Source organism: Paenarthrobacter sp. NPDC089322 (assembly GCF_040684895.1).
Lineage (GTDB): Bacteria > Actinomycetota > Actinomycetes > Actinomycetales > Micrococcaceae > Arthrobacter.
This window is the reverse complement of sequence record NZ_JBFBGW010000002.1, coordinates 74,219-99,713: the sequence shown is the minus strand read 5'-3', so window position 1 is coordinate 99,713 and position 25,495 is coordinate 74,219. Positions and strand designations below refer to the sequence as shown.

The window sequence follows — 25,495 nt, the reverse complement described above, 5'->3', positions numbered from 1 at the left end:
GACTTGCACTCGATAGGATTGAGGCCATGACTTCGAACTTGGCTGCGGTCAGCTATGGCGTGAATTTGTCCCCGGAATCGCTGGAAAGCGTCCGCACCCTGCTGGCTGGCGCCGGTGCAACAATGTCATCGGAATCACACTCCGGTGACAACCGGTTCGGCGTTCACACCGCGGGCCTCACTGTTGATGCGGAGACGGCAGCCGACCTCACAGCACTTCGCCGCAAGGTAGCCGACGCGGGCCTGACCGGTGTTGACACAGCCATCGTGTCCGAAGCCCTGCGCCAAGCGCCCCGCAAGCTCCTCATCATGGACGTCGATTCCACGCTCATCCAGCAGGAAGTTATTGAGCTCCTGGCCGCCTACGCCGGCAAGCGCGAGGAAGTCGCGGCGGTCACCGAGGCGGCCATGCGCGGCGAACTGGACTTCGCCCAGAGCCTCCACGCCCGGGTTGCCGTCCTCGCGGGTCTGCCTGCCGCCGTCGTCGACTCTGTACGCCAGGAGGTGCGCCTCAGCTTGGGCGCGGCAGAACTCGTAGCCGCGTTCAAGGCGGCGGGCCACGTTGTGGCTGTCGTGTCCGGCGGATTCAACCAGATTCTGGGGCCGATCGCCGATGAGCTTGGCCTTGACTACTGGATCGCCAACGAGCTTGAAATTGTCGACGGCGCGTTGACAGGCAAGGTGCTCGGTGCGGTTATCGACCGGGCAGCCAAGGAGAAGTACCTCCGGGAGTGGGCTGCAGCGGAAGGCATCGACCTGGAACACACGATCGCCGTGGGCGATGGCGCCAACGACCTCGACATGCTTGGCGCGGCCGGAATCGGCGTTGCATTCAACGCGAAGCCCGCAGTGCGTGAAGTAGCCGATGCTGCCATCAACATGCCTTACCTCGACGCTGTGCGGCATATAGCCAACGTGTGAGCTGGAATTCGTTAGTCCGAACAACGTCATGAATCGGGATTCCGGCCACTTATTTGTGTAACTGGCCGGTGGATCTGCGGCGCCCTGGTGATTTTTCACCGGGGCGTTGCTTTGCAAACGTGGCTGCCGACTGAAATGGCGCGAAGGAAGAAAGTGAGCATTTCCCAGCACTCATGGAAATGGTGGAAACGCCACGTGGGGCTCGAGCCAATGGGAATCCCACCGGAATCTCCGGACGAGCCGCCCATCGCACTACAGGAGATATTCGGTGACGGGCAGGGGATTGTCGCCGCACCACAGCGGGCTACGGGTGACTGGGGATTGGACTTAATGATTCCCTTGCCCCCGGATGACGGCAGCGAACACTTTGCCAGGACCACCGGCAACACAACAGCAAAGGAAAGGTCCAGCATGAGTTCTCTAGATGAAGCGGTGAAGCAGCTGCTGTCCATTGAAGGCGCCACGGGAGCAGCGGTCGTCGACTACACGAGCGGCATGGCATTGGCGCAGGGCGGTAGTCCAGGTTTCGACCTGGGGGTAGCAGCCGCCGGTAACTCCAACGTCGTCAGCGCCAAGCTGCGCACCATGGCCGACCTTGGTCTGAACGGCGATATCGAGGACGTCCTGATCACCCTTGATTCCCAATACCACCTGATCAACGTCCTGAACTCCACAGGGTCACAGGGCCTATTCGTATACCTCGTGCTCGACAGGACGTACGCGAATCTTGCTTTGGCCCGGCACAAACTCAAGAACCTGGCCAAGGGCATCACCATTTGACATCCGGCCAAGCATGAAAAGGGGTGGTCGCCGTGTGCAGCGACCACCCCTTTTACGTTGGGGACTAGCCTTTGAGGCGCCGGGCCTGTCCGCGGTCCGCTTCGAACTTGTCGCCAAGCATGTGGTGCACCAGGACGTCTTCGTTCGTGTTCGCATTGGCTTCGATGGAGACCAATTCGCCGTCCCGCATCACACCAATACGGTGGCACCAACCAACCAGCTCTGACAGGTCCGATGACAGGAGGATGATGGCAACCCCCGTCTGGCTGAGTTCGTGCAGCATCCTGTAGACGATTTCCTTGGCACCTATATCGATTCCGCGGCTTGGGTGGCTCAGGATCAGAATGTCACAACCAGCGGTCATCCACCTCGCCAGCTGGACCTTCTGCCGGTCGCCACCGGACAGGGTGGTCATGGTGCTGTGGATGTTGGTGGTGTTGATCCGCATGCGGCGCACGAGTTCGATGACACCACGCAATTGAATGACTTCATCCTGCAGGCTGTCGGACGCTGAATCCAGGGTTTGGTCCAGGCCATTGACGATGCTGATCGCTTCGGAGCCAAGGTTGTCCGCTGTGTCTGACAGGAAGCCGATCTTCAATTTTTGGGCATCCTGCTGGTTCCTGATCACCGCTTCCTCGCCCCCAACGTAGAGGTGTCCGGAGGTGCTGGGGTTCAGGCCAACAAGGGCTTCCACCAAGGGATAGATTCCGGATCGATGCGTTCCGACCAGACCGAATATTTCTCCTTTGGCCACGCTGAAGCTCACATCGCGGACGCTTTCATCCACGCGAAGGTTGGCCACGCGCAGCGCTTCCCCGCCTGGTGCCAGCTCGGTGGGCCGGGACGTGCCTTCAAGTCGTTTCTGGAGCAGCAGGAAAGCCAATTCGTCCACGTCGGTTTGGTTGGCGTCGAGGACCCTGTGGACCTTGCCCTCCCTTAGGACGGCAATCCGATGGGCGATGGAGCGTACTTCGTCCAGCCTGTGCGTGATGTAGATGATTGCCCGACCCTGGCGGGTCAGCATTCGCAGAACCTTATGCAGCACTGCCACGTCGTGGTCCGGCAGCGAGGCAGCCACCTCGTCCATGATCACCAGCTGTGCTTCTTCAGCGACCATCCTGAGAACTTCCACAAGTGTCTGCTCGGCGCGTACCAGTTGTCCGACCTTCATATCGGGATCCAGGTCGACGCCCACCTGCGTGATCAAGGCTGCCGCCTGCGCGCGAAGTTCAGCATGCGGCTTTGAACTTTGAAATGTTCCACGGAAAATCGCCTGGGCGATGGTGAGGCCGGGATCAAGCCGGAAATTCTGGGGGATGAGACCAACACCGCAGGCTTGGGCCTCCTCCATGGAGTCCGGCCCGTAGTTTTCTCCCGCCAACGTCATTCGACCGCCGTTATGTTGATGGGATCCGGCCAATACGCCCATCAGGGTGCTTTTGCCGGCACCATTTGTGCCGATCAGACCGAGGATTTCCCCTCGATGCAGGGAAAAGCCGACGCCTTTGAGGATCCGGCGTTGATCGTAGGATGCATGGATGTCATCAGCATGCAGTAGCAGGTCCAAAGAATCTCCTGGTTCACAGTAATGCGCAGGCGGTCCGCGAACGCAACTCATGAATTGCCGCCCGAAAGATCCGTGGGAATTACCGGAGATAGCGACTTTCAGAGTTAACCAGAATTATGAACACCTTGCCAAATCACGATCAATGAAACAGGTTTTCGCAATTCGTGTCGCAGAAAATCCAATCTTTATGGAAATGTCACCTAATTCCACGAGTCGCCGCAAACACAAAGCGGCCCGGAACCGAAGTCCCGGGCCGCATTGAGTCGAACACTGACCTACTGTGCGGTCTTGCCGAAGTAGTCGGCACCGCCAACATATTCTGTATGGCCGGACTCCACGTCTGCCGTGACCATTTTGGCGACCTCCGCGGCGAACTCTTCCACGGAGTACAACTTTCCTGCCTCAGCACGACGCGCCTCGATGGCTCCCGGATTCGAGCGGTCCAACAGCGTCGCCGTCACCGTTCCCTCGATCATGTCGCCTGAGACAACAACCAGGGAGATGCCCTTGTCCGCGAGGTTGGGAAGAAGCGCACGGAGCGCGTCTTCCCCGGCACGCTTGCTCCGGGCAACGGGCTCGTACTCGGGCATGGTGGGCACGGAATCAATGAAGTGTGCCTGGTGGCTGGTCACGAACACTACGCGCGAGCCTTCCTGCATGAGTGGCACGGCTGCGTTGAGCATGTTGATCTGGGCATCGCGGTTGAGCTTGAGGGCGTAGCCCTCTTCCATGCCGGACTCCATGCCACCGGACGCATTAAGGACCAGGACGTCGAGCGAACCGAACTCCTCCATGGCCGTGCTCGCGAGGGCGTGGACACCTTCATCCGTGGTGAGGTCTGCTCCTACGGCGGCAGCGCGCCCACCGGCAGCCTGGATCTCTGCCACGACCTTGTTCGCGCGGGGCGCCTTCTGGCGGTAGTTGACGACGACGGCGGCACCCTCGCCTGCGAGGATCTTGGCAACTTCGGCGCCGATGCCCCGGGATGATCCCGTGACGATCGCGGTCTTGTTATCCAGCATTCCCATTCGTGCTCCTTTTGTTCACTTCATCCAAATTCCGTGGGCTCGGCTTCCATCATGCCAGCGGCATGGGGAAAATCCGTTGTCGGGCCCACACAAAAAGTGCTCGGCGCCGTGAGATGCCGGGACCTAGTGGCCCATCCCGAGGCCACCATCGACAGGGATGACTGCGCCGGAAATGTAGGCTGCCTCGTCGCTGGCCACCCAGCGAACGACGTCGGCGACCTCGGAGGCCTCGGCAAAACGTCCGGCAGGAACATTGGCCAGATAGGATTTTTGGGTCTCTTCCGGCAGTTCGGCCGTCATGTCGGTGTTGATGAAGCCCGGGGCGACCACGTTCGCGGTGATACCGCGGCTTCCCAGTTCGCGGGTCAGCGAGCGGGCAATGCCAACCATGCCGGCCTTGGATGCCGAGTAGTTGATCTGGCCGGGGGCTCCGTACAGGCCGGACACCGAGGAGATCAGGACAACGCGGCCTTTACGGAGCCGGATCATGCCCTTGGACGCACGCTTGATCACGCGGAACGCGCCGGTGAGGTTCGTGTCGAGCACCGAAGTGAAGTCATCCTCGCTCATGCGCAGCAGCAAGGTGTCCTTGGTGATGCCGGCATTGGCCACCAGCACTTCCACCGGGCCGTGGGCTTCTTCGACGACTTTGAACGCTTCGTCAATGGAAGCCTCATCGGTGACATCGGCTTTCACGCCCAGAATGCCTTCGGGCAGTTCGGTTTCACTTCGGTAGGTGACCGCCACCTTGTCGCCGTTGGCGAGGAACGACTCGGCGATTGCAAGGCCGATACCCCGGTTGCCGCCGGTGATGAGCACGCTGCGGCCAGTCGATACTGCTTCAGACATAGTTTGACTCCAGGATCTGCGGCATGGGTGAGCCGCTGTGAAAGGGGATTTCCTGTCTTGATCTTATCCGCGGTGTAGATCAACTCGTCGGTAACCGCACATTCCGCGGTTTGGGCCGGTACCGCCTTGGTGAGAGAATTGAGGCAAGCCTTTGGAGTGTGATGATTCAGCTGTGACACGTAAGAACAGTCCCCTGCAGCAGGTGCCCGGGGATCCGGACGCTGTTTCCAGCGACCCCGAGGTACACAGCATTACGGATGCCGCGGCGGCGCACTCGGAAGACATGCGCGATCGCATAATCAAATACGCAGTGGCCATGGGCATCCGTATGGTCTGCATCATCCTGATCTTCGTCGTGGATGGCTGGTTCAAGATCATTGCTGTAGCCGGCGCTGTCTTTCTCCCCTGGATAGCTGTTGTCATCGCCAACGGGAGTGACAAAGCCGAGGACCACAGTGAGTCCTTGCTGGACGACGTGGCAGCGGCGGAAATCGAGGGTTCCAGCCATCCGGAAGAAGAGGACGCATCGAACGATGTCACCGTTCTCCAAGGCGAAATAGTCGAGGACGAGCCGCCCGCAGGACAGGCCGGCAGCATGAATGATGCAACAACAACGAAGGCCGGCGATCCCGGCGACGAACGGGCGGCTTCATGAACATTTTTAACCTTGGCGGCCCGGGGCTGGGCGCCCAGGAGTCCGAACGCGCCATCGGCGCGGCGGTCTGCTCACGTAAGGGCTGCCGCGAAGGAGCCGACTGGCAACTCTTGTGGAACAACCCACGCATTCACGCGCCCGAGCGCCGCAAAGTGTGGCTGTCCTGCGATGAACACCGGCCTTGGCTTGAGGATTACCTCCAAACCCGCGGACTTTGGAAGGAAACTGTCCCCTTCGAGGCCGGCGAAGCATCCGTTGGTGAGGGCAACTGAATGTATCGCTTCCTTTTCTCCAGCAAGTGGCTGGGATACTTCGTCCTTGCCCTCATTTTCGCCACCGCATGTGTGTTCCTCGGCCGTTGGCAGATGGACCGGCGGGCAGAGACTTTGGCTGAAATCGATCGGGTCATCAGCAATTATTCCGCGACACCGGTCCCCTTCCAGGACATTAAGGACCAGTTCGCATCGATGGATCCCGAGCGCGAGTGGACCCAGGTTGAGTTGCGGGGCACGTACGACGTCGAGGGCCAGCGGGTGGTGCGGAACCGGCCGTTGAACGGACAGCCGGGTTACGACGTCGTGGTGCCCTTCCGCCTGGCCACCGGCGAAGCGGTGGTCATTGACCGCGGCTGGCTGCCGATCGGGAACAATACGCCGGGACGTCCCGACGTCGTTCCGGCGCCTCCCGAAGGCGAAGTCACCGTGGTTGCCCGCCTCAAGCCGTCAGAACCGAAGTTGGACCGTGGCGCCGTGGACGGGCAGCTCGCCTCGATTGATCTTCCCGGCTTTGCCGAGGAACTTCCCTACCCCATTGCTACGGGGGCGTACGGGCAATTGGCGAGTGAGAATCCTGCGGTCCAGCCCATGCCCACCCCGTTCCCGAAACCGGCTACGGAGGAGGGCACCCATCTTTCCTACTCGCTGCAGTGGTTCGCGTTCGGGGTGCTTATGTTCATCGGTTTCGGATATGCGGCGCGGCAGCAAGCCCGCAACGCTGCCATCGATGCCGAAGAAGACGAGGAAGATGGCATCATGACTGCGGCCGGTCCGTCCAAGCGGCGGGTTGCCGCCCAACGAAAGAACAAGCGGCCCACATCCGAAGAAGAGGAAGACGCAATCCTGGATGCCCAAGGATATTGATGTGATTCCGGACCCCGTGCGTAACGTGAAGTCTGCGCTGATCGCGGCCGGCGCGACGGACACCGTGCGCACCTTCAGTGAGAAGGTGCCCACCGCAGCCGCCGCAGCGTCAGTCCTCGGCTGCGAGGTCGCGGCCATCACGAACAGCCTGATTTTCGAGCTCAATGGAGAACCACTGCTGATCCTCGCCAGTGGAGCAGCGAGGGTGGACACCGCACTGGTTGCCGGTCAACTGGGAACCGGGAAGATCCGCCGCGCGAAGCCAGATTTCGTCCTCAAGCACACCGGCCAGGAAGTCGGCGGAGTAGCCCCCGTTGGCCACCCGCAGCGAATCCGGACCCTGCTGGACTTCTCGCTGGAGCAACACCCGGTCCTCTGGGCAGGAGCCGGCGACCACAACTCCATGTTCTCGATCACCTATGAGGACCTGGCACGCATCACCAGCGCAGAGCCGCTGAGAGTTCGTTAGCTGCCGCAGAGGCGCCGCGCAGCGGACGTAGACGACTGTTTACGCCAGCGTAATCAGATCCAGGTAGTCCTCGTTCCAGTGGTCCTCAACGCCGTCCGGAAGCAGCACGACGCGCTCCGGGTTGAGGGCGGCGACTGCGCCTTCGTCGTGGCTGACCATGACTACAGCGCCGGTGTAGTTCTTGAGTGCACCCAAAATCTCGGCGCGGCTGGCCGGGTCAAGGTTGTTGGTGGGTTCATCGAGGAGCAGTACGTTGGCGCTGGATGCCACGATCGTTGCAAGTGCCAGGCGTGTTTTCTCTCCACCGGAGAGCACGCCGGCGGGCTTGTCGACGTCGTCGCCGGAAAACAGGAACGAACCCAAAATTCCACGGACTTCGGCGTCCTTCATGTCCGGTGCGGAGGATCGCATATTTTCCAACACGGTGCGGTCGTGGTCGAGGGTTTCGTGCTCCTGCGCGTAATAGCCCACTTTGAGTCCGTGGCCAGGCACAATGTCACCGGTGTCGGGCTTGTCCACGCCGGCCAACATGCGCAGCAGCGTAGTCTTGCCGGCACCGTTGAGGCCCAGGATGACGACTTTGGAGCCCCGGTCGATCGCGAGATCCACATCGGTGAAGATTTCCAGGGATCCGTAGGACTTTGAAAGCCCTTCGGCAGTCAAGGGTGTTTTGCCGCACGGTGAGGGATCAGGGAAGCGCAGCGCGGCCACGCGATCGTGCTCGCGAACTGCCTCGAGTCCACCAAGGAGCCTTTCGGCGCGCTTGGCCATGTTCTGGGCAGCAACAGCCTTGGTGGCCTTGGCCCGCATCTTGTTGGCTTGGTCCATCAGGACCTGGGCCTTCTTTTCTGCATTGGCACGCTCGCGCCGGCGGGCTCGTTCATCGGTTTCCCGCTGCTGCAGGTAACGCTTCCAGCCCATGTTGTAGTAGTCGATCTGGGCCCTGTTCGCGTCCAGGTGGTACACCTTATTGACTGTTGCTTCCAGCAGTTCGACGTCGTGGCTGATGACGATCAGTCCACCTTGATGGTTTTTGAGGAAGTCACGCAGCCACGTGATGGAGTCGGCATCGAGGTGGTTGGTGGGTTCGTCCAGCAGCAGTGTTTCCGCGGATGAGTAGAGGATCCGGGCCAGCTCGACACGGCGACGCTGGCCACCGGACAATGTCTTGAGCGGCTGGTTGAGGATGCGCTCCGGCAGGGCAAGGTTGGAGGAGATCGCAGCAGCTTCCGCTTCAGCAGCGTATCCGCCGCCGGCCAGGAATTCAGCTTCCAAGCGGTCGTAGCGGCTCATCGCCTTGCGCTGGACAGCCGGGTCCTCGCTGGACATCTCCGCCTGCGCCTTCTTCAATTTGCCCACCACGATGTCGAGGCCACGAGCAGACAGGATCCGGTCGCGGGCAAGCTGCTCCATGTCAGGGGTACGCGGGTCCTGCGGCAGGTAACCGATCTCGCCGCTGCGGGTCACTTTGCCGCCCGCAGGCAGGCCCTCGCCTGCGAGAACGCGGGTGAGGGTGGTCTTACCGGCGCCGTTGCGGCCCACGAGGCCGATTTTGTCCCCTTTGTCCACCCTGAAGTTGACCTGGTCCATAAGCAGGCGTGCGCCGGCGCGGAGTTCGAGGTCCTGGACGGTAATCACTTCGGGTCATGCCTTTCAATGGGGAACGCCTGCAGGGACCGGTGGTCCAAACGATGCGGCGGGGACGGCCATGAGAACAGCCTGTTCAAGTCTACCGGCACACTGACCACGGGCTGACACCACCTGGAGTTGGGCAAAACTGTACCTACGCGCCAAAAAACTGCCCGGCGCACTTGTGGAGAGGCTCCAAAATCGGGCCCTGTTGGGCTCCGTATCCTCGACAAGGGGGATTATTCCATCGCATCGCACCACTCCTGATAGGACCCGTCATGAGCCAGACCGACTCCGCCACGGAGCGCACTACTTCTTCGCGCAGCCGCTGGAACGCCACTGACCTCGGCCTCGTCGCCGTCTTCGCAGCCCTCGTGGCGACGTCGTCAATCATTCCCGGGATTCCCGTTGGTGCCCTGGGCGTGCCGATCACGCTTGTCACGTTGACGGTGATGTTGAGCGGCCTCGTGCTGGGGCCGGGCCGCGGTTTTGCCGCCGTGGGGTTGTATGTCCTGCTGGGCCTTGCCGGCCTGCCGATCTTCAGCGGAGGCCGCAGCGGTCTCGGTATCCTCGCTACGCCCTCGGCCGGTTACATCATCGCATTCCCCCTCGCGGCAGCGGCGACGGGCTACCTGGCCGCGTTGATCATTCGTACGACGAACAAGTACAGGGCGGTCCTGCTCTTCGGGGCGGCCATGGCCAGCAGCGTCGTGATCATCCACGGCCTCGGCATCCTGGGCATGATGGTCAACGCGAAACTGGACTTCCCCAAGGCCTTTCTGGCAGATCTGCCGTTCTACCCCGGCGACATCCTGAAGAACGTTCTGGCTGTGCTGATTGCGGTAGCCCTCCACAAGGCCTTCCCGGATGTCTTGGTGCGCAGGGTCAAGAAGTTCTGATCGCGGGGCGCAGCGGGGAAAATCAGTACATGGCTTCAATCAACTTCAGCAGGGTCGCGGTACGGGTTGCCATCGATGGCAGCGACACGCCGAAGACCCTGCTGCACGACGTCTCCCTGCACCTCACCGAGCAGCGTATTGGGGTTATTGGCGCGAACGGTTCCGGTAAATCCACTCTCCTCCGCTTGCTCAACGGCTTGGTGGAACCAAGCGAGGGGACGGTGGAAGTCCACGGGGACAACACTGTTGCAGCCGTGCGTCGTGTCCGGGGCAATGTTGGGTTCGTCTTCACCGATCCCCTGTCGCAACTGGTGATGCCCACGGGCCGGGAAGACGTGGAATTATCGCTGCGCCGTTCAGTGAAAAACGCAAAAGAGCGTGCTGCCCGCGCCGAAGCAGTCCTCAACCGGTTCGGCCTGTTGCATCTGGCAGACCAAAGCATCTACGAACTTTCCGGCGGGGAGCGCCAGCTTCTCGCCTTGGCAGCGGTCCTCGCCGTCAACCCAAAGGTCCTGGTGCTGGATGAACCATCGACGCTTCTTGACCTCCGGAACCGTGAGCTTCTGAGACGCACTATCGCCGGGCTGGACCAGCAGGTGATCATGTCCACCCACGATCTGGACCTTGCACTGGATATGGATCGCGTCCTCGTGGTTGAATCCGGCCGCATCGCGTTCGACGGCGGAGCAGCGGAGGGCGTCGCCCGTTACCAGGCACTCTGCGAGGCTGCGCTGGGCGACGCGCCGGACGGACGGGTGTCGAAGTGAGGGGCCAGGGTTTCCTGCTGGCCAACTATGTACGGGGTAGTTCGCTGATCCACCGCACTCCGCTGTGGCTGAAATTCCTCGTGGTATCTGCGTGCGGTGCTGCGTCGTTCCTGATCGTGGAGTGGACTGTTTCGCTGGCGGTCCTGGCCGTTGTGTGCAGTCTTTTCCTGATGAGTGGCGCCGGAGCGCGGCGGCTAGCCCGTGCCATCGGGATGGTGGCACCCATCCTCGTGGTGATCGGGTTGTTCCAGTGGTGGCAACTGGGCGGACCCACAGCTGCACGCATTGTCCTCAACGTTCTGGTGTGCGTGGTGGCGGCCTCCGTGCTCACCGCCACAACTCCGGTTCAGGACTTGCTGGATGGAGTAGTGGCCCTCGCCAGCCCCTTCCGTCGCCTGGGCGCCGACCCTGAGCGTTTCGCCCTCACTATCGCGGTGATGCTCAGGAGTATCCCTTTCATCGCCGGCGCCTTCTCGGACGTTCGCGATTCGGCGAGGGCACGCGGGTTGGAACGCAATCCGCGAGCCCTCGTACTTCCCGTCTTCATCAGCACGGTTGCCTACGCCCGCCAGACCGGCGACGCCTTGGCAGCACGCGGACTCGGCGAGCCTGAGGAACCGGACACTGCGGAGTGACGGATCAGCCGGGTTGGAAGCGCGCATGCTGCAGGAGTGCGGCCGTGCCCATGCCGCCTGCGCTGCTGATCATCGCAAGGCAAAGCGATCCTTGGCCCGACTCCCGGTACCGGTTCCTTGACTGCGCAAAGAGGCGCGTGACCAGAACAGCCCCGGAAGCACCATAACCGTGACCCAAAGCCAAGGCTCCGCCCTCAAGGTTCGCCCGCCCAGGATCGACTCCAAGGTGGTCCAGGCATGCAATCGTCTGTGAAGCGAAAGCCTCGTTGAACTCGAAAAGGTCCACGCCATCCACGCTGACGCCATGCCCCTTCAGCAGTCGTTCGGCGGCATGCGCGGCGCCAATCCCCGGAAGTCGCGGGTCCACTCCCCTGGTATTGCACCCCAGGACGAGCAACCCGTCGATCGCGCCCATGGCCCGTGCCCGCTCCACGGACGTCATCACGACGGCGGAGGCAGCGTCCGCGTCGAAGCACGAGTTTGCTGCGGTGACAGTACCGTTGGGGACGAACGCAGCCGGGAACCTTGCCATCAGCGGCGCCCGCAGCGAAGGCTTGGGGCCGTCGTCTGCGTCTACAAGGTGGTCCGTGCCCTGCAGCGGAACGATCTCGTCCACAAACCTGCCGGCAGCGGCCGCAGCCAGTGCGCGCTGATGGCTGCGGAGCGCGTACTCGTCCTGGCGTTCCCTGCTGACGCCGAACGTGACCGCAACGTTTTCCGCGCCGACGCCCATATCCGGGTCGCCGTACGCGAGCGGCACAAAGGGCGCCCTCGAATAGAAGTCCAGGCCGCCGTCGTCGTTTCTGTTGGCGCGCGCTGGAGCGGTGCTGATGCTTTCCACACCGCCGGCGAGGAACAATGGATTGCCGCCCGCCGCGACGAGCTGAGCCGCAAAAGCGATGGCGTCCAGGCCTGATCCGCACTGGCGGTCCACTGTGATGCCCGGAACCGTGACGGGCAGTCCGGCTTCCAGCGCGGCAAAGCGGGCAACATTGCCGCCGCCACCAACGGCGTTTCCGATGATGACGTCATCAACGTCGGCAGGGTCGGCAGCGGTCGAATCCAGCAAGGAAGCCAGGACAGGGGCCAAAAGCCCGGGCGCGCGAAGATGCTTGAGCTGGCCGTTCGCGCGGCAGTTCGGCGACCTGCGCGCTGCAATAATCACTGGCTGGCGGGATTCGTCGCGCGCTGTTACCGCCTGACGGATGCTAGCCAAGGGGTTTGGCCCGCGCGTCGTGGTTCTTGATCCAATCCAAAAGCACTTTGCGGCTGACCTTGCCGCGGTCCGTCATGGGCACCTCGGAAAGTACGAAGTACTGCAGCGGCCACTTGTCCCGCGCCAACAAGCCATCCAGGCCGGTGCGGAGTTGCGTTGCCGTCACGGCCCCATAGGCGGGTACGACGCCGGCAATCACCTTTTGGCCCCGGATATCGTCCGGGGCGCCTGCGGCAATTGCGGTCTCAATGCCCGGCACGGAAGCCAACGCCAGCTCGACCTCGTGCGGATAGACGTTCTTGCCGGAGGTGATGATCATGTCTGACCTGCGACCCAGGATGTGCAGGGTGCCGTTGTCCATATAGCCTTGGTCGCCCACCGTGTACCAACCATCGAGGCAGCGCAGGGCCTGGCCGTCGTCGCCCCACAAATAGCCGTTACTGACCATGCCGCTGCGCACGCTGATGTTCCCGTGGGCTCCGTCCGGGAGTACACGGCCGGAATCATCCAGGATTCTCAGCTCCACCCCGGGAAAAGGAGCACCGATTCCCGTGCCACCGATATCCAAAGGTTCACCGGCAGCCAGCCTTGTTCCGGAAACGAAGCTGAGTTCCGAGGCGCCGTAGTACTCGTAAATGGCTGCGTTGGGTGCCCAGCGGCGGGCGGCTTCCAGAGTACGGCCATCGAGCTTGGAACCGGCGCAGATGATGCTCCGGATTCCGGAAGCGTCCACGTCTCCCGCAAGACCGCGCTCACTGAGCAAACGCAGCATCGTAGGGGCCAGGACCAGTCGGGTAATGCCGTCGTGCGTAATGGCTGCGTGGGCGTCGCCGACATCGAAGCTCTCGAGCGTGTGGCAGGCGGCGCCCGCATACAGACATTCGGACAAGGCGTAGAGATTCAAGGAGGCGGACAGCGGACCGGGTGCGAGGGTCCGGTCGTCCCGCGTGAGCCCGAAGAACTCAATGGAAGCCTTGAACGATACCTGCCAGGATCGGCGGGAACGTGTGAAGGCCTTGGGCACGGAGGTCGTTCCGGATGTCAGGCCAATCAGGAAAGTGCTGGAAGGATCGCCATCCACCAGTTCGTCCCCGGTCGCGATGACCGGTTGGACAATTCGTGAGGATACTTCGTCGATCATTGCCTGGGGCCACTGTGGATCCAGCACAGCACAGCGGCGCTCCCCCGCCACGGCCGCCGCATACTTCCCGACGAAGCCGACAGAGTTTGGCTCGGCGAGCACAGTTGTGGCAGCGGCGGCGCTGAGATGGCCCGTTGCGGCATCGCGAAGCTCCGCCCAGTTGAGCCGACGGCTGCCTACAACGACGGCGGTGTCGTGAGGGTACTCGTCGGCCCAGAGCTGCAGTTTGTCCAGGAAAGGCATCCAGCCAATTTTACGGCAGTGTCCGCCACCGGTCACCAATGGTGACGTCTATTCTGGCTGTATGAGTTTCAATGACGGTGCACAGCTCGATCCATCCCAAGTACAAGACCGACGTGGCAGTGGCATCGGCCGCGGAACGAAGATCGGCGGCGGGATTGGCGGCGGCATCGTCGCGCTGTTGCTCGTCCTGCTTGGCGTCAACCCGAATATCCTCGGGGACCTCACCGGCGGTGGCCAGCCACCCGCCGTCGAAGGTGGCGGCGCCACTGGCGGTGTGCAGGAGTGCAAGACCGGTGCCGATGCGGACAAGCGCCTCGACTGCAGGATCCTGGGTACGGTCAACAGCCTCAACGCGTTCTGGCCGGACTACCTCGCCGACTACAACGTCCAATATCCCCGGCCCGAAACCGTCATCTTCAGCCAGGCTACGAACACCGGCTGTGGCTCGGCCACCAGTGCGGTGGGGCCTTTCTACTGCCCCGCTGACACCACGGCGTATTTCGACCCGGGGTTCTTCGACGATCTCGTGACCCGCTTTGGCTCATCGGGGGGACCGCTTGCCCAGGAGTACGTGGTTGCGCACGAATTCGGGCACCACGTCCAAAACATCCTGGGGACGTTGGATCAGGCACAGCAGGACCCTCAAGGGCCGCAATCCGGTGCCGTCCGAGTGGAGCTCCAAGCGGACTGTTTTGCAGGCCTGTGGGTGCGGCACGCCACCACCCAGGCTGATCCGGCGACCGGCAAGCCATTCCTGGACCCCCTCACGGAGCAGGACCTGCAGGACGCTTTGTCCGCTGCTTCCGCTGTCGGCGATGACCGGATCCAGGAAGCAGCCACGGGTCGCGTTTCGCCGGAGTCCTGGACCCATGGTTCCAGCGAGCAGCGGCAGAAATGGTTCTATCAGGGGTATTCCACCGGAGACATCAATAAGTGTGACACCTTTGGTGTCGCCGCTCCCTAGGACTCTGCCCGTCACCTGACATGGAACCGGCCCGGACCAATTCAGTCCGGGCCGGTTCGTTTAACTACTTGCAGGTGACGTCAACCCAGTAGGTGTGCGCGCCACTCGTGTGGTTGGCAACGTTAAAGGTGACAACAGAGCTATTGCCCCTGACCTTTGCCGTCGAACCGTCCGGCGCGGTCACGGTCGACAAGGCACAGCCGTCCTGGCTGGTTACCTTGACCGAATGACGGCCCGGTTCTGTGGCTTCGAAGTGTGCCTCGTGGTATGCGTTGACGGACGGGTCCCACTCCGAGAACTTGATGTTGCTTGCACCGTTGGTGTCGGTCCACTCGGCCGCATAGCCATCCAAGGCAACATTGTTCTTGAAGAACCGGACATCGATTTCAACGATCAGTTCGTGACGGACCTTGAAGTTGTCCACCTTGCTGTAGCGCGGAACGAAGCAGTTCTTGTTCCCGGCGGCATCGCAGTCATACTGATCAACCGGAGTGACCCAGACCTTGTAAACGCCGCCGTTGTTGGGGGTGTCGTCGTAGGGGAACAGCTGGACCGTGGCCCCGCCGTCTTCACCGTCGGCGCCGGTTGCATGTTCACAGTTCGTATCGACGACGCCAACGATGACGCCGGAGCCGTTCACAGTGAACTGCCGGCAACTGATGTCGTCCGAGGAGAGCAACTCCTTACCCGACGGGTCGGTCACCTGGAAGTAGTAATCTCCCGCCGGCAGGCCGGCCGCATCATCCGGGGCGTTGATGCCGGGACCGCCATTCAGGTAAACGGACTCTTTGGTCGGATAGATGTTCAGGTTCACCGGTTCACCGCTGGCATCCGTGGTGAAGATGGCTCCGGAGAGCTGGCTACCTGCTGGAGGAGCCGCCGACGCGGGTGGGGCCAGGAGTCCCGCGGTGGCAATCGCAATAACTCCTGTTATGGCGTATCTGGCTTTCATGGGAGTGCCTCTGATCAACGAGTAGTGATATTAGCAGCACCTAAAGCGCAGTTATGCGGCCACTCCCCAGCCAGTAGACACTGCCGCCCTCCCGGGTCAGGGGACCGAAAGGGGTGGCGACTGCGCCTAGATGGCGGGATTCTACTCCGGGCCGGACCTGAAGTGTAGGTGTTCCCGGTGGTCAAGCGGCATCCCGGGCACAAAAAATGGTTCCCGGCAGAGCGCCGGGAACCATTTCTTGGTGCCCCGATGGGCAAAGATCGGTGGTCAGATGTTGAAGCCGAGGGCCCGCATCTGGTCCTTACCATCGTCGGTGATCCGTTCCGGACCCCATGGCGGCATCCACACCCAGTTCAGGCGCCAATCATCCACGATGCCATCGAGGGACTTGCCCACTTGCTCCTCAAGTACATCCGTCAGCGGGCAAGCCGCAGTCGTCAGCGTCATGTCAATGAGGAGGGCACCGTCTTCGTCCGAGTACTTCAGGCCGTAGAGCAGGCCCAAGTCCACTACATTGACGCCGAGTTCCGGGTCAATGACGTCCTTGAGCGCTTCCTCGACATCCTCGAGGCTGGTACGCGCCGCGTTGATTTCGGTCATGGAACGATCCTAACTAGGCCTGTACGGCAGGAGCAACGGCCACACCGGCACCTGCGGCGTAGCGGTCGTAACCCTCTTCTTCAAGGCGGTCTGCGAGCTCCGGGCCGCCTTCTTCCACGACCTTGCCGTCAACGAAGACGTGTACGAAGTCGGGCTTGATGTAGCGCAGGATGCGGGTGTAGTGGGTGATGAGCAAGGTACCCATGTTGCCCTCTGCGTGGGCACGGTTGACACCCTCGGACACAACCTTGAGAGCGTCGACGTCGAGGCCCGAGTCGGTCTCGTCCAGGACTGCGAACTTCGGCTTGAAGAGCTCGAGCTGAAGGATCTCGACGCGCTTCTTCTCGCCGCCGGAGAAGCCCTCGTTGACATTGCGCTGTGCAAAGTCGGCATCGATGCGCAGCTGCTGCATGGCAGCCTTGACATCCTTGGTCCAGGTGCGGAGCGCAGGAGCTTCACCGTCGATGGCCGTCTTGGCGGTGCGCAGGAAGTTGGTCATGGTGACACCCGGTACCTCTACCGGGTACTGCATGGCAAGGAACACGCCTGCACGGGCGCGCTCATCCACGCTCATCTCGAGGACGTCTTCGCCGTCGAGGGTGATGCTGCCGCTGGTCACCGTGTAACGCGGGTGCCCGGCAATGGTCGAAGCCAGGGTGGACTTGCCCGAACCGTTGGGACCCATGATGGCGTGGGTCTCACCGGTCTTGATCGTCAGGCTGACGCCCTTCAGGATCTCCTTGGTGCCCTGCTCCGTCTCGATGCTGACGTGCAGGTCCTTAATCTCAAGAGTAGACATGCTCTTCTTTCTTTCCGTTCGTAAGTCTGGCGGTACTGGGCGCTCAGTAGTTGTTGACCGGGGCGCCGTTCACAACGTTGGTCACGTCCACGTAGACGTCGTCTCCATCGATGGTGACGGCGAAGACAGGGACGGGGTCGTAGGCAGGCAACTGGAGGGGCTGTCCGCTGCGCAGGTCGAACTGGGAACCATGTCCCCAGCACTCGATGGCGCAGCCTTCCACCTCGCCTTCGGACAACGAGATGTCCGCATGGGAGCAGGTGTCCCCGATGGCATGGATTTCGCCCATCGAGTCCTTCACGATCGCTACGGGGTAGTCATCGATCAGGATGCGCAGCGCCTGCTTGACCTGGATGTCATTGGCACTGCACACCAGCTCGCCTTGGGGTTGTTCACTCATGGTTGTCCTGACTGCCTCTGGCTAGTTGTCCGTTGCGGCGAGTTCGCGCTCAACGGCGTCGGTCAAACGTTCCTCGATGGCGGGAACGTTGATCTTCTGGATGATCTCGTTGAGGAAGCCACGGACCACAAGCCTGCGGGCAACGTCTTCCGGGATGCCGCGTGCCATGAGGTAGAACAGGTGCTCGTCGTCAAAACGGCCGGTCGCACTCGCGTGTCCGGCGCCTTCAATGAGGCCGGTCTCGATCTCAAGGTTAGGAACGGAGTCCGCGCGGCAGCCGTCGGTCAGCACGAGGTTCTGGTTCTTCTCGTAGCTGTCAGTGCCTTCAGCCTGCTTCTGGATCAGGACGTCGCCCACCCATACGGTGTGAGCGCCCTTCCCCTGCAGCGCACCCTTGTAGAGGACGTTGGACACGCAGTTGGGCTGGGCGTGGTCAACGAACGTACGGTGCTCAAGGTGCTGGCCGGCATCGGCGAAGTACAGCCCAAACAGTTCCACCTCGCCGCCGGGGGCGGCAAAGCGGGCGGTAGGGGTAACACGCACGAGGTCGCCGCCGAGGCTGACAACGATGTGCTTGAACTTGGCGTCGCGACCGATCTTGGCCTGCTGCGAGGAAGCGTGAACGGAGTCGTCATTCCATTCCTGCAGAGAAACAACGGTCAGCTCGGCGCCGTCCTCAAGGACGATTTCGACGTTCTCGGAGACCACTGCAGAACCCTCGTGGGAGAGGACGAGAACAGCTTTCGAGAACTTTTGGGCGACGACCACAATGTGCTGGGCTGAAGCGTCCGCTCCGGCGCCCGCCAACGTGACCGTGACCTCGGACTCCAGGGAAGCTTCCGCGGGAACGGTGATGACGGTGGCTTCCTTGAAGTGGGCCCATGCATTGGCGGAGACGCGGTCTTCCGGGATGCCGGCGGAACCGATCCGGGAGTCATCGCGGCCCACAGTTTCAATCGTGACGCCTTCAGGCGCGGACACAGAAACTGCCGGAGCTGCACCTTCCAAGGTCTCGGTGTGGAGTCCGCGGAGGCGCCGCAGCGGCGTGAAGCGCCAGTCTTCTTCGAGGCCCGTCAGTGCCTTGAAGGCATCCAACTCGTAAGACGTGAGGCGACCGGCGCGGGAGCTGTCCGGAACGCCGACGCCGCCGCCGTGCGAATGTCCCTTGGCCGAAGCGCCGGCGAGCGGACCAGCGGAAGGCTGCGTCGTCGTCGTGCTTGAACCGGTGTTGATCGGCGAGAGGTTCTCGCCTTCCTCGGTGAAGCCGTCGATAAACGGTTGTGCCGAAGGCGCGCCGATGCGTGCCTTCTCAGTAGTGATATCAGTCATTGTTAACCGACGGATCCTTCCATCTGAAGTTCAATCAAGCGGTTCAGCTCAAGGGCGTATTCCATGGGCAGTTCACGGGCGATCGGCTCAATGAAGCCGCGCACGATCATGGCCATGGCCTCGTCCTCCGGCATGCCGCGGGACATCAGATAGAAGAGCTGCTCTTCGCTGACGCGGGAAACGGTTGCCTCATGGCCCAGAACGACGTCGTCCTCGCGGATATCGATGTACGGGTAGGTATCCGAGCGGGAAATGGTGTCCACCAGGAGGGCATCACAACGGACCGTGTTGGCGGAGTGCTTGGCGCCTTCGCGGACCTGGACCAGGCCGCGGTACGCGGCGCGGCCACCGCCACGTGCTACGGACTTGGAGATGATGGAGCTCTTGGTGTTCGGAGCAATGTGCACCATCTTTGAACCGGTGTCCTGGTGCTGGCCCTCGCCGGCGAAAGCGATGGACAGCGTTTCACCCTTGGCGTGCTCGCCAACGAGGTAGACGGCCGGGTACTTCATGGTCACCTTGGAGCCGATGTTGCCATCGATCCATTCCATGGTGGCGCCTTCTTCGCAGATGGCACGCTTGGTGACCAGGTTGTAGACGTTGTTCGACCAGTTCTGGATGGTGGTGTAGCGGACGCGTGCGCCCTTCTTCACGACGATTTCCACAACTGCCGAGTGCAGCGAGTCGGACGTGTAGATCGGGGCGGTGCAGCCCTCGATGTAGTGCACGTAGGAGTCTTCATCGGCGATGATCAGCGTGCGCTCGAACTGGCCCATGTTTTCCGTGTTGATACGGAAGTAGGCCTGCAGCGGGATCTCGACGTGGACGCCCTTCGGGACGTACACGAAGGAACCACCGGACCAAACGGCGGTGTTCAACGAAGCGAACTTGTTATCGCCCACCGGGATGACCGTGCCGAAGTACTCCTGGAAAATCTCCGGGTGTTCCTTCAACGCAGTGTCAGTGTCCAGGAAGACGACGCCCTGCGCTTCGAGGTCCTCACGGATCTGGTGGTACACAACCTCGGACTCATACTGTGCGGCCACGCCGGCAACGAGCCGGTTGCGCTCAGCTTCCGGGATACCCAGCTTCTCGTAGGTGTTCCGGATGTCCTCGGGCAGGTCTTCCCACGTTGCAGCCTGCTTCTCGGTGGAACGCACGAAGTACTTGATGTTGTCGAAGTCGATGCCGGAGAGGTCTGCACCCCACGTGGGCATGGGCTTGCGGTCGAAGTACTTCAGGCCCTTGAGGCGAAGGTCGAGCATCCATTCGGGCTCGTTCTTCTTGGAGGAGATGTCCCGGACGACCTCCTCGTCGAGGCCACGACGGGCGTTGGCGCCCACATCGTTTTTGTCGGCCCAGCCGTACTCGTAGTTGCCGATACCGTGCAGTTCGGGATTCTTTTCGAGAATCTCCGAGATCACAGTGCCGTCAGCTACCGCTTTCTCCGCTGTTCCTTCAGCTAATTGACCCGTCATCACGGCCTTTCTTGCTGGTTGTTTGATTCCTGGTACGGGATTCCGGGCTGCTCGGCGGTATCTGGGGATGCCGTGGCAGCTGGTCGCCCGGTAGGTATATGGGTGGTGCAGACGTGACCGCCTTGCGCCAGCGTGGACAGACGCCGTACATCGACGCCAACCAGGCGGGAGAAGACCTTGGTCTCCGTGTCGCAAAAAACCGGAAACTCCGCAGCGAGCTGCTGGATGGGACAGTGTCCCTGGCAGAGCTGGACGCTGGAGAACTCGGCGGGCAATGGTGCCTTGGCCTGGATGGAGTGGGCCGAGGCCACATAGCCGTCGCGACTCAGGGCCTTGGACAAAGCCATGGCACGGGCAGTGATGTCCTCTCCTGCTGCCTCCACCTCCGGTGTGTAGCGCTTTTCGAGTTCGCTGAAACGTTCCTCGGCATACTGCCGCACGGACTCTTCGCCGGCGATTTCCTGAAGGCGCCGAAGCGCGGAGCTTGCGATATTCAGGTAGTCGTCGCCGAGCTTGGATTGACCCTGCGAACTCAGGACGTACCGGCGGGCGGGACGCCCCGCACCTGCTCCGGCCTTGGCCACGCGCTTGACTTCAATGACGCCGTTGCGTTCGAGGTGATCCAGGTGGCGGCGGACCGCTGCGGGGGTGAAACCGAGCAGGTCGCCCAACTCAGCCGCGCTCACAGGACCGTTCTCCAACACTGCGCTCAGGACGCGGTCGCGTGTGCGGTCCTCGGCGTCCGGCAGCGCAGGCGAAGCTACGAGGGCCTCCGCCGCTGCAGCATGCCGCTTTGAGGGCATGGAAACTGGACTGCTCATGGAATACACAACACAATCATGTCGTAATTTGTTTCATGCCTCCAGTAAGGCAAGACTGACCTTAGCTCCGGCCAAGTGTGACCGTACTACTTCCCGTAGAATACTGTGGTGCGATCCCCCGACTCCCCAGTCCTCACCATAGACGGACTCGTAAAAGACGTTGGCCCCCTGGCCTCCCTGGACGGCAAAATGCTGAGGGTGGTCAGTGGCCTTTCTCTGGTCGCCGAGCGGGGACAGATCACGGCGCTCCTGGGAGCCAACGGCGCCGGCAAGACCACCACCCTGGAATGTGCGCAGGGTCTTCAAAAGCGGACCGCAGGCAGCATTTCGCTGCTCGGCGCCGATCCGGACACCGCGGGCGCCGAACTCAGGGCCCGCGTAGGTGTCATGCTCCAAGACGGCGGCCTCCCGCCGTCGGCCCGGCCGCTCCCGCTGTTGCGTCACATCGCCGGGATGTACCGCAACCCCATGGACGTCGACGCCCTGGTGGAGCGTCTTGGGATCAACCAGTTCAGCAGGACCACCGTTCGACGCCTTTCCGGCGGCCAGAAACAGCGCCTCGCCCTCGCTGCGGCATTGGTGGGCAGTCCCGAAATCCTCTTCCTCGACGAACCCAGCGCTGGACTGGATCCGCAGTCGCGGCAAATAGTGTTCGAGCTGATCGCTGAACTCCGCGACGCTGGCATGGGCATCGTGCTCACCACGCACTTGATGGACGACGCCGAACGGCTGGCCGATTACGTTTACATCATCGACGGCGGCCACAACGTCGCCGAGGGGACAGTCGCAGAGCTCCTGCGGCAAGACCATTCAACAGACATCACTGACAGGACCTTGTATTTCGACGCCCCCGCAGGTCTTGACTTCACCGGTGTCCTTGGCAGTGGCCTGAGAGTCCTCGAGACCCGGGCCGGCAGCTACTCCGTGACGGGCTCCATGACTCCCCAGGATCTTGCCTCCTTGGCAGCCTGGTGGGCGGAGCGGGACATCATGCCGGCCTCGTTGCGGCTGGAGGCTCGCAGCCTGGAAGATGTTTTCCTCGATATTTCCGGAAGGGACCTCCGATGAGCAAGCTACTCTCCGCTCCCGCCGGTGCCGCTTCCTTGCCACGGCGCATACTCCAGCAGGGCCGGTACGAAACCATCGCGATGCTCCGTAACGGCGAGCAGTTGATTCTCGCCATTGTCCTGCCCTTGCTTGCTTTGGCGGGACTTACAGTCACTCCCCTGCTGGATGGCCTGGGGGGTTCCCGGGTTGACGTTGCTACCCCCGGAATCCTGGCCCTGTGTGCCATGTCCACGGCCTTTACCGGTCAAGGTATCGCGACCGGGTTTGACCGGCGTTATGGCGTGCTGCGGTTCCTTTCCACCACGCCGCTGGGACGGGGTGGACTCATTGCGGGCAAGATCCTGGCTGTACTCGTGGTGCTGCTCCTTCAAGTACTGGTAGTTGGCGTGGTGGCGGGACTGCTTGGCTGGCAGCCGCGGCCGGAGGCATGGCTTCCGGGTCTTGGGCTGCTTGTCCTGGGCGCCGCAGCCTTCACGGCACTGGGCTTGCTCGTGGCCGGAACGGTGCGGCCGGAAGCAACCCTGGCTATCACCAACCTGCTGTGGATTCTCTTGGGTGCGCTGGGTGGCATCGTGGTTCCTGCGGAACGACTCCCCGCAGCGGCGCAAGGCATAGTCCACTTCCTTCCGTCCGGAGCGCTCGGGCAGGCACTGCGGGATGCATTCCTTACGGGCGCCGTCCCCCTCGCCGGAGTCCTGGTGCTACTGCTGTGGACCCTACTGGCAGGCGCTGCCGCTATTCGCTGGTTCAAGTGGAACTGACCAAACAAGAAGAACTGAGGACTGAGAAACTGTGAGCACGGCATCACGCCTACCGAAGACCGTCCAGCGGTTGACATCAAAGCTGCCGACCGAGGTCAACCGGACCATCCGCCGTCTGGCTGTCCTCTCGCTCATCGGCCAGACAGTCCTGGTTGTCACCGGCGGTGCCGTTCGCCTTACCGCATCGGGCCTCGGCTGCCCGACCTGGCCGCGGTGCACGGCTGACTCCCTCGTCAACACGCCGGAAATGGGCATCCACGGATTCATCGAATTCGGCAATCGTCTGCTCACCTTCGCACTGGCCGCAGTGGCTGCACTCATGCTTGTGTACTTGTGGAACCTTCGCAAAGAGCGGCGTGACCTGTTCCTGCTGGCAGTCGGACTGCTCGCCAGCATCCCGGCCCAGGCCGTGATTGGCGGCATTACGGTCCTGTCCGGACTCAACCCGTGGGTGGTCGGGCTGCACTTCCTGGTGTCCATGGCCCTGGTCGTCTTCGCGACTCTGCTGGTAAACCGTGCATTCGGGAGGACCGGCCACTTCATGAACCGGTCCTTGCCGGCGCTGCCCTCCGTCGCCCGTCCTGTCATGATGGCCGTTGCCGCGTTCTCCGCCATCGCTGTGATGCTTGGGGTAGTTGTCACCGGGGCAGGTCCCCATGCCGGAGACGCGGACGCGCCCCGCAACAACCTCGACTGGGACCTCTTTTCCCACATCCACGCCATTCCGGCCTACCTCATCACCGCGGGTACTGTTTTTGCGGTGTACCTCGTGGTCCGGCATCGGATCGCGGGCCCGTTCCGCACCGGTACCTACCTGTTGCTTGCCGTGACAGCGTTGCAGGCCGTTATCGGGTTCACCCAGTATTACAACGGCATTCCGGCCCTCCTGGTGGGCGCCCACATGCTCGGCGCTGCCCTGCTTATGAGTGCGGCGACCAACGCCGCGGACTTGGCGAAGTCGGCCCCCCTCAAGTAGGCCGGGCGACCCACGTCGTGGCATCGGCCACGTCATGTTCCCGTCCGATCTGTCCGGCACGCCCTACCCAGCAGTTGCGCTCCTCGGAACAGTTCCTATCCGTATCCACAGGCCGGCCCGTGCCACTTTCAGGCCTTTGTCCGCCACGCAGTGGGAGAGGGGATCAGCCCAAAGGGGCGTTTGGTGAGCGAGGGTTGGGGGTAGAAAGTACGACGTCGGCACTCGTGCGAGCGCCGACGTCGTACTTATCGTTGGGGGGGAGCCGTCTGAGGCTAGCCGCCGATGATTGGCGAACCGACGAACGGATCCACTGCCAAGGCAATGAAGAGCAACGTCAGGTAGCTGATGGATCCGTGGAAGACCTTCATGGCGCCCTTGTTGGAGACGTCACCGCCCTGCGCGCGCTTGTACAAGGCGTGGCTCTCGTAAAGGAACCAGGCACCTGCAGCCGCGGCGGCGATGGTGTAGACCCAGCCGGCACCGCCAACAGGGATCATCAGGAGCGAGCATGCAACCATGGCCCACGCGTAGAGGACCACCTGCACAGAAACCACCTTGGCGCCTGCAATGGCACCGAGCATGGGCACGTTGGCGTTGCGGTAGTCCTCGCCGTAGCGCATGGAGAGAGGCCAGTAGTGCGGGGGCGTCCAGAGGAAGATGACCATGAACAGGACGATCGCGGGCCACTCGACGGTGTTGGTAACGGCGGCCCAGGCAATCAGGACCGGGAAGCAACCGGCTGCACCGCCCCAGACGATGTTCTGTGCGGTTCGGCGCTTAAGGATCATCGTGTAGATGACGACGTAAAACACGATCGCGCCGAGACCAAGCCATGCGGACAGCGGGTTGGCTCCGAACCAAAGTATTGCTATGGACGCGGCGCCCAGGACCCAAGCGAAGACAAGGGCCTCACGAGGGGTCACTTCTCCGGTGACAAGCGGGCGCTTTTCGGTGCGGTGCATCAATTTGTCGATGTCGCGGTCGATGTAGCAGTTGAAAACGCCCGCACTGCCTGCAGCGAAAGCGCCGCCCACCAGCGTTGCAAGAATCAGGCCAATGGAGGGGAAACCGCGCTGGGCGAAGATCATGGTGGGCAGGGTGCTCACCAGAAGCAGCTCAATGACCCTGGGCTTTGTGAGAGCCAGATACGCCTTGAACTTACGGGAAATTCCGATGCTTCCCCGGGCCGGGGACGCGTTGAGGGGCGTGTCGGTTGTGCTCACGGCGGCAGTCACTCTGTTCTATGCTCTGGGGTTCTCGCAGCGGTGCGGTCCTGGAACCGGGCGCATGAATCGCTGCTGGCCTCCAGATATCATACCGTGGCCGGATGCGCGCCGATGTCCGCAAAATACGCCAATGTTTCCAAAACTTCACTCCTTCACGGCGCCATCGTGATTCATATAAGGG

At 62.1% G+C, this 25,495-nt stretch carries 27 protein-coding genes; 13 read left to right on the top strand and 14 right to left on the bottom strand.

What is annotated here, in order from left to right; genetic code table 11:
- The first annotated feature begins 26 nt into the window (after positions 1–26).
- Together serB and AB0N65_RS02515 are read left to right on the top strand one after the other, a co-directional pair.
- Positions 27–920 (top strand): phosphoserine phosphatase SerB, encoded by an 894-nt coding sequence (gene serB, locus AB0N65_RS02520; protein WP_364157258.1) that lies wholly within the window; start codon positions 27–29, stop codon positions 918–920.
- A gap of 411 nt (positions 921–1,331) precedes the next feature.
- The gene (locus AB0N65_RS02515; protein WP_364157255.1) at positions 1,332–1,700 is read left to right on the top strand and encodes a hypothetical protein; all 369 of its coding nucleotides are present in this window, start codon (positions 1,332–1,334) and stop codon (positions 1,698–1,700) included.
- Between the two features lie 64 nt (positions 1,701–1,764).
- Here the strand turns inward: AB0N65_RS02515 and AB0N65_RS02510 are convergent, their stop codons facing one another.
- The 3 genes from AB0N65_RS02510 to AB0N65_RS02500 all read right to left on the bottom strand — a co-directional run bounded on the left by AB0N65_RS02510 (position 1,765) and on the right by AB0N65_RS02500 (position 5,147).
- Entirely contained in the window at positions 1,765–3,270 is a 1,506-nt protein-coding gene (locus tag AB0N65_RS02510) for a sugar ABC transporter ATP-binding protein (protein ID WP_364157252.1), read from the bottom strand.
- A gap of 275 nt (positions 3,271–3,545) precedes the next feature.
- Complete coding sequence (locus tag AB0N65_RS02505; protein ID WP_364157249.1) at positions 3,546–4,298, bottom strand: SDR family oxidoreductase; 753 nt, start codon at positions 4,296–4,298, stop codon at positions 3,546–3,548.
- Positions 4,299–4,421: 123 nt separating this feature from the next.
- Positions 4,422–5,147 carry a beta-ketoacyl-ACP reductase gene (locus AB0N65_RS02500; RefSeq protein WP_364157246.1) on the bottom strand — a complete coding sequence of 242 codons (726 nt, stop codon included), beginning with the start codon at positions 5,145–5,147 and terminating at the stop codon, positions 4,422–4,424.
- 151 nt (positions 5,148–5,298) lie between these two features.
- Here AB0N65_RS02500 and AB0N65_RS02495 point away from each other — a divergent pair, with 151 nt between their 5' ends.
- Genes AB0N65_RS02495 through AB0N65_RS02480 form a run of 4 tightly spaced genes read left to right on the top strand, consistent with a single transcriptional unit; the run spans position 5,299 to position 7,410 of the window.
- A complete protein-coding gene (locus AB0N65_RS02495) occupies positions 5,299–5,802 on the top strand; it encodes a DUF3099 domain-containing protein (RefSeq protein ID WP_364157243.1) in 504 nt (167 codons plus the stop codon).
- Complete coding sequence (locus AB0N65_RS02490; RefSeq protein ID WP_364157241.1) at positions 5,799–6,074, top strand: hypothetical protein; 276 nt, start codon at positions 5,799–5,801, stop codon at positions 6,072–6,074. The genes AB0N65_RS02495 and AB0N65_RS02490 overlap by 4 nt, the downstream gene beginning before the upstream one ends.
- Positions 6,075–6,941, top strand: coding sequence for an SURF1 family protein (locus AB0N65_RS02485; RefSeq protein ID WP_364157238.1), 867 nt, complete (start codon positions 6,075–6,077; stop codon positions 6,939–6,941).
- On the top strand, positions 6,925–7,410 hold the full coding sequence (locus AB0N65_RS02480; RefSeq protein WP_364157236.1) for a YbaK/EbsC family protein: 486 nt from the start codon (positions 6,925–6,927) through the stop codon (positions 7,408–7,410). Before AB0N65_RS02485 ends, AB0N65_RS02480 begins: the two co-directional genes overlap by 17 nt.
- 39 nt (positions 7,411–7,449) lie before the next feature.
- Here the strand turns inward: AB0N65_RS02480 and AB0N65_RS02475 are convergent, their stop codons facing one another.
- Positions 7,450–9,048 carry an ABC-F family ATP-binding cassette domain-containing protein gene (locus tag AB0N65_RS02475; protein ID WP_364157233.1) on the bottom strand — a complete coding sequence of 533 codons (1,599 nt, stop codon included), beginning with the start codon at positions 9,046–9,048 and terminating at the stop codon, positions 7,450–7,452.
- Between the two features lie 269 nt (positions 9,049–9,317).
- Here AB0N65_RS02475 and AB0N65_RS02470 point away from each other — a divergent pair, with 269 nt between their 5' ends.
- Genes AB0N65_RS02470 through AB0N65_RS02460 form a run of 3 tightly spaced genes read left to right on the top strand, consistent with a single transcriptional unit; the run spans position 9,318 to position 11,340 of the window.
- On the top strand, positions 9,318–9,938 hold the full coding sequence (locus AB0N65_RS02470) for a biotin transporter BioY (RefSeq protein WP_364157230.1): 621 nt from the start codon (positions 9,318–9,320) through the stop codon (positions 9,936–9,938).
- A 29-nt stretch (positions 9,939–9,967) separates the two neighbouring features.
- The gene (locus AB0N65_RS02465) at positions 9,968–10,705 is read left to right on the top strand and encodes an ABC transporter ATP-binding protein (RefSeq protein ID WP_364157228.1); all 738 of its coding nucleotides are present in this window, start codon (positions 9,968–9,970) and stop codon (positions 10,703–10,705) included.
- Positions 10,702–11,340: an energy-coupling factor transporter transmembrane component T gene (locus AB0N65_RS02460; RefSeq protein ID WP_364157226.1), complete on the top strand. Its 639-nt coding sequence runs from the start codon at positions 10,702–10,704 to the stop codon at positions 11,338–11,340. The genes AB0N65_RS02465 and AB0N65_RS02460 overlap by 4 nt, the downstream gene beginning before the upstream one ends.
- A 4-nt stretch (positions 11,341–11,344) precedes the next feature.
- On the opposite strand, the gene AB0N65_RS02455 is transcribed toward AB0N65_RS02460, so the two are convergent.
- Together AB0N65_RS02455 and AB0N65_RS02450 are read right to left on the bottom strand one after the other, a co-directional pair.
- On the bottom strand, positions 11,345–12,556 hold the full coding sequence (locus AB0N65_RS02455; RefSeq protein ID WP_364157223.1) for a thiolase family protein: 1,212 nt from the start codon (positions 12,554–12,556) through the stop codon (positions 11,345–11,347).
- Positions 12,549–13,940 carry an AMP-binding protein gene (locus AB0N65_RS02450; protein WP_364157220.1) on the bottom strand — a complete coding sequence of 464 codons (1,392 nt, stop codon included), beginning with the start codon at positions 13,938–13,940 and terminating at the stop codon, positions 12,549–12,551. Before AB0N65_RS02450 ends, AB0N65_RS02455 begins: the two co-directional genes overlap by 8 nt.
- Positions 13,941–14,001: 61 nt before the next feature.
- Between AB0N65_RS02450 and AB0N65_RS02445 the strand changes: the two genes are divergently transcribed.
- Positions 14,002–14,904 (top strand): neutral zinc metallopeptidase, encoded by a 903-nt coding sequence (locus AB0N65_RS02445; protein WP_364157217.1) that lies wholly within the window; start codon positions 14,002–14,004, stop codon positions 14,902–14,904.
- Between the two features lie 64 nt (positions 14,905–14,968).
- On the opposite strand, the gene AB0N65_RS02440 is transcribed toward AB0N65_RS02445, so the two are convergent.
- From AB0N65_RS02440 to AB0N65_RS02410, 7 genes are all read right to left on the bottom strand, one after another.
- Positions 14,969–15,856: a hypothetical protein gene (locus AB0N65_RS02440; protein WP_364157214.1), complete on the bottom strand. Its 888-nt coding sequence runs from the start codon at positions 15,854–15,856 to the stop codon at positions 14,969–14,971.
- A gap of 267 nt (positions 15,857–16,123) precedes the next feature.
- Positions 16,124–16,456 (bottom strand): metal-sulfur cluster assembly factor, encoded by a 333-nt coding sequence (locus AB0N65_RS02435; RefSeq protein WP_021470428.1) that lies wholly within the window; start codon positions 16,454–16,456, stop codon positions 16,124–16,126.
- Between the two features lie 13 nt (positions 16,457–16,469).
- Positions 16,470–17,255 carry a Fe-S cluster assembly ATPase SufC gene (gene sufC, locus AB0N65_RS02430; protein ID WP_364157210.1) on the bottom strand — a complete coding sequence of 262 codons (786 nt, stop codon included), beginning with the start codon at positions 17,253–17,255 and terminating at the stop codon, positions 16,470–16,472.
- Positions 17,256–17,298: 43 nt separating this feature from the next.
- A complete protein-coding gene (locus tag AB0N65_RS02425; protein WP_364157208.1) occupies positions 17,299–17,655 on the bottom strand; it encodes a non-heme iron oxygenase ferredoxin subunit in 357 nt (118 codons plus the stop codon).
- A 21-nt stretch (positions 17,656–17,676) separates the two neighbouring features.
- Positions 17,677–18,984: a Fe-S cluster assembly protein SufD gene (sufD, locus tag AB0N65_RS02420; RefSeq protein ID WP_364157205.1), complete on the bottom strand. Its 1,308-nt coding sequence runs from the start codon at positions 18,982–18,984 to the stop codon at positions 17,677–17,679.
- A 2-nt stretch (positions 18,985–18,986) separates the two neighbouring features.
- Entirely contained in the window at positions 18,987–20,462 is a 1,476-nt protein-coding gene (sufB, locus tag AB0N65_RS02415) for a Fe-S cluster assembly protein SufB (protein ID WP_364157202.1), read from the bottom strand.
- Positions 20,462–21,283 carry a helix-turn-helix domain-containing protein gene (locus AB0N65_RS02410; RefSeq protein ID WP_364157199.1) on the bottom strand — a complete coding sequence of 274 codons (822 nt, stop codon included), beginning with the start codon at positions 21,281–21,283 and terminating at the stop codon, positions 20,462–20,464. Before AB0N65_RS02410 ends, sufB begins: the two co-directional genes overlap by 1 nt.
- A gap of 108 nt (positions 21,284–21,391) precedes the next feature.
- Between AB0N65_RS02410 and AB0N65_RS02405 the strand changes: the two genes are divergently transcribed.
- The 3 genes from AB0N65_RS02405 to AB0N65_RS02395 are packed head-to-tail and all read left to right on the top strand — an operon-like array spanning position 21,392 to position 24,088.
- Positions 21,392–22,351, top strand: a complete 960-nt coding sequence (locus tag AB0N65_RS02405; RefSeq protein WP_364157197.1) for an ABC transporter ATP-binding protein — start codon at positions 21,392–21,394, stop codon at positions 22,349–22,351.
- Complete coding sequence (locus AB0N65_RS02400) at positions 22,348–23,112, top strand: ABC transporter permease (RefSeq protein WP_364157194.1); 765 nt, start codon at positions 22,348–22,350, stop codon at positions 23,110–23,112. The genes AB0N65_RS02405 and AB0N65_RS02400 overlap by 4 nt, the downstream gene beginning before the upstream one ends.
- Positions 23,113–23,143: 31 nt before the next feature.
- Positions 23,144–24,088: a COX15/CtaA family protein gene (locus AB0N65_RS02395; protein ID WP_364157192.1), complete on the top strand. Its 945-nt coding sequence runs from the start codon at positions 23,144–23,146 to the stop codon at positions 24,086–24,088.
- Positions 24,089–24,360: 272 nt separating this feature from the next.
- Here the strand turns inward: AB0N65_RS02395 and AB0N65_RS02390 are convergent, their stop codons facing one another.
- On the bottom strand, positions 24,361–25,323 hold the full coding sequence (locus AB0N65_RS02390; RefSeq protein WP_364157190.1) for a heme o synthase: 963 nt from the start codon (positions 25,321–25,323) through the stop codon (positions 24,361–24,363).
- Positions 25,324–25,495: the final 172 nt, after the last annotated feature.